At 70.8% G+C, this 8,550-nt stretch carries 7 protein-coding genes and 1 pseudogene; 2 read left to right on the top strand and 6 right to left on the bottom strand.

Annotated features, from left to right (window positions below; genetic code table 11):
* Positions 1 to 202 precede the first annotated feature (202 nt).
* The 4 genes from ACIBO1_RS09620 to ACIBO1_RS09605 all read right to left on the bottom strand — a co-directional run bounded on the left by ACIBO1_RS09620 (position 203) and on the right by ACIBO1_RS09605 (position 5,781).
* On the bottom strand, positions 203 to 1,303 hold the full coding sequence (locus ACIBO1_RS09620) for a hypothetical protein (RefSeq protein ID WP_396743254.1): 1,101 nt from the start codon (positions 1,301 to 1,303) through the stop codon (positions 203 to 205).
* A gap of 165 nt (positions 1,304 to 1,468) precedes the next feature.
* Complete coding sequence (locus ACIBO1_RS09615) at positions 1,469 to 3,550, bottom strand: xanthine dehydrogenase family protein molybdopterin-binding subunit (protein ID WP_396743251.1); 2,082 nt, start codon at positions 3,548 to 3,550, stop codon at positions 1,469 to 1,471.
* 102 nt (positions 3,551 to 3,652) lie between these two features.
* Positions 3,653 to 5,362 (bottom strand): bifunctional 3'-5' exonuclease/DNA polymerase, encoded by a 1,710-nt coding sequence (locus ACIBO1_RS09610; RefSeq protein ID WP_396743338.1) that lies wholly within the window; start codon positions 5,360 to 5,362, stop codon positions 3,653 to 3,655.
* Positions 5,363 to 5,382: 20 nt separating this feature from the next.
* Positions 5,383 to 5,781 carry a VOC family protein gene (locus tag ACIBO1_RS09605; protein ID WP_396743336.1) on the bottom strand — a complete coding sequence of 133 codons (399 nt, stop codon included), beginning with the start codon at positions 5,779 to 5,781 and terminating at the stop codon, positions 5,383 to 5,385.
* A gap of 114 nt (positions 5,782 to 5,895) precedes the next feature.
* Here ACIBO1_RS09605 and ACIBO1_RS09600 point away from each other — a divergent pair, with 114 nt between their 5' ends.
* The gene (locus ACIBO1_RS09600) at positions 5,896 to 6,153 is read left to right on the top strand and encodes a type II toxin-antitoxin system Phd/YefM family antitoxin (RefSeq protein ID WP_396743248.1); all 258 of its coding nucleotides are present in this window, start codon (positions 5,896 to 5,898) and stop codon (positions 6,151 to 6,153) included.
* Positions 6,150 to 6,522 (top strand): annotated as a pseudogene (locus ACIBO1_RS09595) (type II toxin-antitoxin system VapC family toxin). The gene ACIBO1_RS09600 and the pseudogene ACIBO1_RS09595 overlap by 4 nt, the downstream one beginning before the upstream one ends.
* A gap of 87 nt (positions 6,523 to 6,609) precedes the next feature.
* Here the strand turns inward: ACIBO1_RS09595 and ACIBO1_RS09590 are convergent.
* Positions 6,610 to 7,572: a carbohydrate ABC transporter permease gene (locus tag ACIBO1_RS09590; protein WP_396743245.1), complete on the bottom strand. Its 963-nt coding sequence runs from the start codon at positions 7,570 to 7,572 to the stop codon at positions 6,610 to 6,612.
* A 13-nt stretch (positions 7,573 to 7,585) separates the two neighbouring features.
* Positions 7,586 to 8,527, bottom strand: coding sequence for a sugar ABC transporter permease (locus ACIBO1_RS09585; protein ID WP_350696753.1), 942 nt, complete (start codon positions 8,525 to 8,527; stop codon positions 7,586 to 7,588).
* Positions 8,528 to 8,550 lie beyond the last annotated feature (23 nt).

Here is an 8,550-nt window from a genome sequence, read left to right as displayed (position 1 = left end):
GGCGGCGTATGGGCATTTCGGTCGGGAGTTGCCGGACCTGACGTGGGAGAACACGGACCGGGCCGCCGACCTCAAGTCGGCCGCAGGAGCCTGACGACACGCACGACCGGCGGGTCGGCCGCCCACGCCGCCGACCCGCCGCGCACCACCCACCCGCGCCTCACCCGCCACACCCACCGACGCCGCGCGTGCACAGCGGAATTCAGGAACGTCGACCGGCCAGCCGAAGACGGCGCTTGACGCCACCGGCGGCTCGCGCCTTGAGCCGCGACAGCATCTCGTCGGCCTGGCCCTCGGCCCGCCGACCGAGAGAATCGGCGTGTCCGAGCATGCCGACGATCGTCTCGATCGCCACGTCGAGCAACTGCCCGTCGTCCAACTCGTCGGGACTGACCGTCCGCTCCATCCCGGTGGGCCGCAACTCGTCCAGATCACCGACCACGGTGCACGGGTAGTCCCGGATCTCCGCGATCTGCTGCTCGGCGAGGTCGCACACCCACCCGGCCCGGTCCAGTCCGACACCGAACCGCAGTGTGTCGGCGCGCTCCTTGAGCACCGCGTCGACCAGGTGCCGCTGCACCACCTTCTGGTACGGCGTACGCAGCGGATACCTGTCGCCCAACGCCTGGTTGACCCGGCGCAGCACCTCGCTCTCCGCGGCACCCAGGGAGGGATTCGACGTCGGCGCGGTCAGTTCGCACAGGCCGTCCGGGATGCCCAGCACCCCGGCGAAGCGGCGCCAGAGCAGGTCACGCGGTGCACCGGGCGGCGGCACGACCACCAGGTGCCGCTGCTGCGCCGGCACCAGGTCACCCCAGCGGCGCAGCATCCGGGGCGCGGTGTAGTTGTCCCAGAAAGTGTCGAACCGGCCCGCCTCGACCGCCCGGAGGAAGGCGTCGAAGCGCCAGGTGCTACGCGCCCGGATGCTCTGCTGCCAGGTCGACGGGAACGTCCGCCACAGATCCCGTCCGGCCGCGATGACGTGCACCTCGGCGGGTTGCAGGCTCTCGACCGCCCGAGCCGCCTGCGCACCGGTCGCCGCACCCAGCCCCTCGTTACTGATGATGACGTCGCCGGACCACCGGCGTGCCTTCTCGGCCAGCCGGTCCCAGGTCCAGTACACCTCGGCGTCGCGCCAGTGCGCCGCGCGCAGATCCGCCATCGCCTGGTCGTGCGCCACCGCGCTGCCCGGCAGCAGGATCCCGGCCTTGCGCAACACGTTCTGATTGCTCCAGAGCACGTTCTGCACGAAGGTGCTGCCCGTCTTCGGCGCACCGATGTGCACATAGACGCGTCTGGCCATTCCGCCTCCCCGGCATCGTCACCTCCCCGACCGGAGTGGTCAAGTTGGAGGCACCAGGGTGGCACACCGAAAGCGTGGAAGAAACCGCAGGTGAGAGACGGTCAACGGGCCCTTTTCCACAATGCCCGACAACCGAAATCAGAGTGAACTCTGCGCGACGCGACCTCAGCCGACGAGCAGTTTGTCCAGGGTCACCGGGAGCTCCCGGACGCGTACCCCGGTGGCGTGATGCACGGCGTTGGCGATCGCGGCGGCAGCACCGACGATGCCGATCTCCCCGGCCCCCTTGATGCCCAGCGGATTGACCGCGACGTCGGCGTCCGGCACCCAGTACGCCCGCACCGCCGGCACGTCGGCGTTGCTGCTGACGTGGTAACCGGCCAGGTCGTGGTTGGCCCAGGTGCCGTACCGGTGGTCGAACGCGCCCACCTCGTGCAGCGCCATCGACAGGCCCATCGTCATCCCGCCGATCAACTGGCTGCGCAGCGTGCTCGGGTTGACCACCCGGCCGACCGCGAAGACCCCGAGCTGCCGCAGCACCCGCACCTCGCCGGTCTCCTGGTCCACCCGGACCTCGGCGAACTGCGCCCCGTAGGCGAAGCGCGGCAGCGTCGGCTGCGCCGCGACCTCCTCGTCGGTGCTCACCTCGACGAGCAACCCTCCCGCCGGCACCGGACCGGAGGCCGCGCCGAGCCGGTCACACAACCGCTCGCAGGCCCGCAGCACGGCCCAACTCCACGAGGTCAGTCCCATCGACCCGCCGGCCACGTCCGCCGCCGGCAGGGCGCTGTCACCCACCTCGATCCGGACCTGGTCCGGCGGCGCGCCGAGCGCGTCCACGGCCACCTGCCACAACGCGGTCCGCGCGCCGGTGCCGATGTCGGTGGCGTTGATCCGTACCTCGAAACTGCCGTCGGGAAGGGCGGCGGCCGACGCGGCGGCCGGCCGGACCCGGGCGGGATAGGTGCAGCCGGCCACCCCGGTGCCGAACAGCCACCGGCCGGACCTCCGGGCCCGGGGCGTCGGGTCCCGCGGGGCCCAGTCGAACCGGCGCGCCCCGTCGGTCAGGCAGGCGGCCAGATTCCGGCTGGTGAACGGCTGCCCGCTCGTCGGATCGATCGGAGTGTCGTTGCGCAGGCGTAGCTCGACCGGGTCGACCCGGCAGGCCGACGCCAACTCGTCCAGCGCCGACTCCAGCGCGAACGAACCGGGGGTGAACCCGGGCGCCCGCATCCAGAACGGCGTGGGCACGTCCAGCCGGGTCACCCGGTGCGTGGACCGCAGGTGGGGCGCGGCGTACATGTGGCGGGTGTAGACGGCGGTCTGCTCGGCGAACTCCGTCACCTGCGAGGTCTGACTCAGCGCGTCGTGGCCGACGGCGACGAGTCGCCCGTCCCGGTCCGCGCCGAGCCGGATCCGTTGGATGGTCGGGGTCCGGTAGCCGACCGGGCCGAACGTCTGCTGACGGGTCAGCGCCAGCCGGACCGGCCGGTCGACGTGCCGCGCCGCCATCGCGGCCAGCACCGTCTGTACCTTGACGTAGAGCTTGCCGCCGAAACCGCCACCGACGTGTCGACTGATCGTCCGGACCGACTCCGGCGGCAGCCCGAACAGCCGGGCCAGCACGTCCCGGACCGGCCCGGAGCCCTGACTGGAGTCGTGCACCACCAGGCACCCGTCGCGCCACTGCGCGGTCGACGCGTGCGGCTCCATCGGGCTGTTGTGGTAGGACGGCGTGCGGTACGTGAGGTCCAGCCGCACCTCGGCGGCGTCGAAGCCGGCGTCGAAGTCACCGGTGAGGACGTCGGTCGGGTAGCTCGGGTTCACGTGGTCGGGCCGATAGAAGCCGTCGTCCCCGGCGGTCAGCCGGGTGTGGTGCGGCTGCACGTCGTAGCGGAGACGGACCAGCCCCGCCGCCTCCCGGGCCGCCTCCGAGGTCTGCGCCACCACCAGTGCGACGGCCTGCCCCCGGAAGTGCACCGACGGATCCTGGAGGCGGAACACCTCCGCGTCGACCCCGGGGACCAGACGGGGCGCGTTGCCGTGGTGCAGCACCGCCAACACCCCGTCGACCGCCAGCGCCGCCGTGGTGTCCACCTCGGCGACGGTCCCCCGCGCGATCGTCGCCGGCACCAGCCACGCGTACGCCACACCGTCCGCCGGGTACTCCGTCGCGTACCGGGCGGCGCCGGTCACCTTGTCGTACGCCTCCAGTCGGGTGTGCCGCCGCCCGACGGCCGCGCTCACCGGCGAGCCCTGTCGACCCGTACCCACCCCGATCTGCGCATAACGCCCACCATAGGCGTCATCAGAACGTCGACGGTCCCGATCCGGTCAGCCGAGCGCCGCTCACGCCGCGTCGGCGTAACACTCCACCACCGACAGGTCCAACGGGAACCGCACCGCGGTCTCGCCGAACAACAGCGCGGTGGCCCGCCGCCCGGCCCGGTCGACCGCTTCGGCGACCCGCTCGGCCTGCGCGGCCGGGCAGTGCACGATCACCTCGTCGTGCTGGAAGAAGACCAACTCGGCCTCGGTGCCGGCCACCTCGCCCCGCAGCACCGCGAGCAGCGTCGAGGCCCACTCGGCGGCGGTGGCCTGGATGACGAAGTTGCGGGTGAACCTCCCACGGGACCGGGCCGCCCGGGCCCGGGGCGACTGCGGGTCACCGGCCTCGTCCGGGTCGGACGGCCCGTCGTCACCCGCGCCGAACCCGGCCGTGCCCGGTGGGGAGGTACGCCCCAACCACGACCGCACCAGGCCACCCGCCTCACCGGTGCGGGCCGCCGCCTCCAGGTGGCCGAAGGCGGTCGGATAGTTGCGCCGCAGCACCGCCAAAGCCGGCACCGCCGCGCCACCGGTCTGCCCGTACATCGCCCCCAGCAGGGCGAGCTTGGCCCGGCCCCGGTCGCCGCCGAACGCGTCCCGGGCCAACGCGGCGTACAGGTCACCGGTGGCACCGGCCGCCGCGAGCCGGGCGTCACCGGAGACCGCCGCCAGTACCCGCGGCTCCAACTGCCCCGCGTCGGCCACCACGAACCGCCACCCCGGGTCGGCCACCACCGCACGGCGGATCACCTTCGGGATCTGCAACGCGCCACCGCCCCGGGTCGCCCACCGGCCCGACACCACCCCGCCGGGCACGTACTCCGGCTGGAACCGCCCCTCGCGGACCCACGCGTCCCGCCAGGCCCGCCCGTGTGCCGTCCAGATCCGGTAGAGCTCCTTGTACTCCAGCACCAGCGGCACCGCCGGATGGTCCACCCCGCGCAACACCCAGGCCCGGGTGTTCGGCAGCTCCACCCCGGCCCGCGCGAACGCCCGCAACAGCTCCGCCGGGCTGTCCGCGTGCACCTGCCGTACACCGAACGCCTCGGCGATCCGCGCGGCCAACTCGGCCAGCCGACGCGGCGGCCCGCCCACCGGAGACGGCTCCCCGAGCAGCTCGGTCAGGATCGCGTCGTGCACGTCGGCGCGCCAGGGCAGGCCGGCCGCACCCATCTCGGGGCCGATCAACGCACCGGCCGACTCGGCCGCCACCAACAGCCGGAACCGCCCAGGCGCCCCGGTCGCCGCGATCCGGTCGAGCTGATCGGCGTACACCCCGGTCAGCGCCGTGATGCCCGGACCCGGCGGCCCGGGCACGGCGTCGAAGAGCGCGCCCTGCCCGCCGCCCGGCGGGGCGGCCGCGCGCGGTGGCGGATCGGCCGGCACCGGCGCGCCGGTCAACCGCGCCCACGCCGCCGCCAGCGCCCGGGGCTCACCGAAGCGGCCGGCGTAACCGAGCAGCAGCGCCTCGGTCAGCTCCACGTCGTGGCAGCGCGCGACGCGGACCCCGGCCCGCAGCAGCGCCGGATAGAGGGTGGCGCCACAGGCCCAGACCCAACGCGGCGAGTCCGCCCGCTCCCGAGCGCCCACCGCGGCGGCCAGGTCGGCGACCGTTTCCGGCGGCCCCACGGCGGCGCCGGCGGGGTCGAGGGGTTGCAGCACTCCCCCGCCCCGCTCGTCGGGCACCACCGCCACCAGCACGAACAGCATTCTTCCGCCCCGGTACGACAACCCGGCGGGCAGGAGCAGAGTCAGTCGGCGTTCGACCACGAACGCTGGGACAGCACGAGGCGGTAGCCGTCCGGGTCCTCGACGGTGACCCCCCACCGGTCCCAGTAGGCGCCCTGGGAGACCCGGCGGCCACCGGCGGCTTCGAGTCGGGAGACGAGCGCCTCGTCGGGGACTTCACCGAGATAGATCACGAGCAGGTCCTCGGGGCCCGGTGTCGGTCGTACCGCCAGGTGCGGGCCGCCGACCAGTTCCAGGTGCCAGGAGGCTTCCGGCCAGCCCAGCATGATCAGGTCGTGCTCGCCGGGACCGCCCTGCCCTCGCCAGAGCACGTGCAGGCCGAGCCCGTCGCGATAGAAACGCTCCGCGACCGCGAGGTCACGGGACGGTCGGGCGATCCGGATGCTGGCGGCAGGGTCGATCACGGTTGCTCCCTCGGTGGACCGAGAGGACATCGTGCAACCTCAACCGAAGTCGAGGTCAAGTTCCTCGACCGGGGCATCCGAGTGGACTAACCTGTTAGCCAAGGAGGTCAGATGGGAAGCGAGTCTGCCGCCCAGTTCAACATCCACGAGGCGAAGACGAACCTGTCGCGGATCATCGAGCGCGTCGAGCACGGCGAGGAGATAGTGATCAGCCGAGCCGGCCAGCCGGTCGCGAAGGTCATCCCACTCGTGCGACGGGTCAATCGCACCGCACGCGGGTCCCTGCGCGGCAGGGTGGTGCTCTCGGACGACTGGGACTCTCCTGAGGTGAACGACCGCATCTCGGACGACTTCGGGACGACAGCGTGACGCTCTTGCTCGACACTCACGTCGTCATCTGGTGGTTGACCGACGATCCGAGCCTGTCGTCAGACATCACGGACCGCCTGGATCACGAGCCGGAGGTCTATGTCAGCGCCGCCGATCTGGGAGATCGCCATCAAACAGGCGATCGGCAAGATCAAAGAGCCGGCAAACCTACCTGAACTCGTTCGCGACAGCGGTTTCCGGCACCTGCCCATCACCGCTGACCATGCGGTCGTGGCCGGTCGACTTCCCGGCATCCACCGTGATCCGTTCGACCGGATGCTGGTGGCTCAGGCCCAGTGCGAGAAATTGGTCCTGGCCACACGCGACTCTGTCGTGCAGAAGTACGACGTCCCGGTGCTGGCGGTCTGAGCGGAGCTGGTGCACGGGCCCAGGCGCCGGCCATCCCAGGCCGCCGTCCCACCCCCGACCGGTGGGCCGGGGGCGGGACGGTAGGCGCTACTTGCTGACGCCGGCGGTGAGGCCGGACTGCACCTGGCGCTGGAAGACGATATAGACGATCAACACCGGCAGCATCGCCATCGTCACCCCGGCGAACAGGCCGGACCAGTCGGAGCGGTAGCCCTGGTTGACCGAGAGCTCGATCAGGCCCTGGGAGATGACCTGGTTCTTCGGCTCACCGGCCACCGACTGCATGAGCAGCGTCGGCAGGTACCACTGGTTCCACTGGCCGAGCACGTTGAAGATGCCGATGCTGATCAGGCCGGGCTTGGCCATCGGCAGCATCACGCTGAAGAACAGCCGGCTGTGCGAGGCCCCGTCGACCATGCCCGCCTCCGCGATCGCGTTGGGCAGCGTCCGGAAGAACGAGTGCATGAAGAAGACGGTGAACGCCAGCGACCACGCGACGTAGACCAGGATCAGCATGAGGTGCTTGTTCGGGCCGAGGAACGGCAGCACCACACCGGTGTTGTAGACGCCCTTGAACAGCGGCACCGCGGCGAGGTAGATCGGCAGGGTCAGGCCGGACAGGAACATGTAGTAGATCAGCCGGTTGCCGGGGAACTCGTAGCGGGCGAGCACGTAGGCGGCCATCGAGCCGAGCAGCATGGTGAGGAAGACGCTGCCGGTCAACACCAGCACGGTGTTGAGGAAGAACTCGCCGATGTGGCCCTCGGTCCAGGCCCGGGCGAAGTTGTCCCACTGCAACTGCTCGGGGATGAGCGACAGCGGCTTGCGGATCACCTCCGAGTCGGTCTTGAGCGCCGACATCACCACCCACAGCAGCGGGTAGACCACCATGATCGCCCAGACGGCGAGGAACAGGTGTGAGAAGCCGTTGAAGAACCGTGCCCCGGCACGACCGCCACCGACGGCGGCGCGGTCGGCCGGCGTACGCCCCGGCGGCGGGGCCTGGTCGGGCCCGGCCTGGCCACCCGGGGTGTGGGTCACCGTGCTCATCGTCCAGGTCTCCTCAGTACTCGATCCGCTCACGACGGGTGATCCGGAGCTGGAGCGCGGCCAGCAGGATCGTGAAGATCGCCAGCGCCACGCCCATCGCGCAGGCGTAGCCGAACTGGCCCTTCTGGAAGGCGGTGAAGTTCAGCACCGACGCGAAGATCTCGCTGGCGTGGTTGGGCCCGCCCTGGCTGGGGGTCATCACGAAGACCAGGGCGTACATGTCCAGGGCGATGAAGCCCAGGTAGACCCAGGCCACCGAGACGGTGTCCCGCAGCAGCGGCAGGGTGATCCGGAAGAAGGTGTGGAAGCGTCCCGCGCCGTCGAGGATGGCCGCCTCGTAGACGTCCTTCGGGATCGACTGCATGGCCGCCGAGAACAGCACCATGTAGAAACCGGCGCCGCTCCAGACCGCGATCAGCAACAGCCACCACAACACCGCCGGTACGCCGAGGAAGGGCTCCGGGTCGTACATGAAGGTGATCGGGTCTTCCTCGCTGACCAGCCCGATCTTCATCAGGATGCCGTTGATCAGGCCCTGGCTGTCGGCGCGGTAGATCTGTTGCCACATCACCGCGATGACGACCAGGGACAGCACCTGCGGGAAGAAGAAGATCACTTTGTAGAACCCGGAGCCGAAGACGCCCCGGATGCCGGCCTTGTCCTCGCGTCCGCCCACGTTGAGCAGGAACGCGAGGAACAGGGCCAGCGCGATGGTGAACAGCGGCACGGTGATCAGGAAGAAGACGTTGTGCCAGAACGCCTTCCTGATCAGCTCGTCGGAGAACAGCCGGATGTAGTTGTCCAGCCCGACGAACTGCTGCCTGTCGGAGTAGCCTCCCCAGTCGGTCAGCGAGTACCCGGCAGCCTGGAGAAACGGCCACACCACGTAGAAGACGTAGAGGCCGACCGGCAGTGCCAGGAAACCCGTGACGAAACGGCCAACACCGTGCCGCATGTCTCTCACTTCCTCGTTCGGTT

Origin of the sequence: Micromonospora sp. NPDC049903, from assembly GCF_044460945.1 — a bacterium.
Lineage (GTDB): Bacteria > Actinomycetota > Actinomycetes > Mycobacteriales > Micromonosporaceae > Micromonospora.
The sequence above is the reverse complement of the archived record's forward strand: the minus strand, read 5'-3'. Positions and strand labels throughout refer to the sequence as shown.